The organism is Luteococcus sp. H91, assembly GCF_038433135.1.
In the GTDB taxonomy this organism is placed as follows: domain Bacteria; phylum Actinomycetota; class Actinomycetes; order Propionibacteriales; family Propionibacteriaceae; genus Luteococcus.
In genome coordinates this window covers 1-636 of the sequence record NZ_JBCDMV010000057.1, presented here as the reverse complement: position 1 = coordinate 636, position 636 = coordinate 1, and the positions used below count along the sequence as shown (strand labels likewise).

1 protein-coding gene is annotated in these 636 nt (G+C 64.9%); it reads left to right on the top strand.

The features are described from left to right. Positions 1 to 17: 17 nt before the first annotated feature. On the top strand, positions 18 to 636 hold a 619-nt coding region (locus AAEX57_RS16175; protein WP_342093325.1), incomplete at its 3' end, for an ABC transporter ATP-binding protein.

Here is a 636-nt window from a genome sequence, read left to right as displayed (position 1 = left end):
AGGACATGAATTCGTTGTTGTCCACGCATGACATCACCAAAGCCTTCGGCTCGGTCCAAGCACTGTCTGGGGTCAGCCTGACGATCTCTGAGGGGGAGACGGTTGCCATCATGGGGCCGTCCGGGTCTGGCAAGTCAACCTTGTTGCACTGCCTGTCCGGGATCCTGGCTCCCGACCACGGGCGGGTCCTGTTCGACGACACGGACCTGGCGGCACTCGACGACCACCGACGTTCACATCTACGGCTGCGCAACTTCGGGTTCGTCTTCCAGGACGGGCAGCTGCTGCCCGAGCTGCCGGCTCGGGAGAACGTGGCGCTGCCGTTGACCCTGACGGGCACACCCCATGCTGAGGCGCTGCGCAGCGCAGACCATCGGCTGGAGCAGTTGGGTCTTGTGGCGATGCGGCATCGTCTACCGGGCGAGATGTCTGGTGGCCAGGCACAACGAGTCGCCATCGCCCGCGCCCTGACCGGTGACCCCAAGGTGATCTTCGCCGACGAACCCTCAGGCGCACTCGACCAGTCCACAGGACACGAGATGATGCAGGTCCTCACGAACTCCACGCGCATGGCCGGAGCCGCGCTGGTGGTCGTCACCCATGACGTGAGCGTCGCCAAGTGGTGTGGACGCGTCG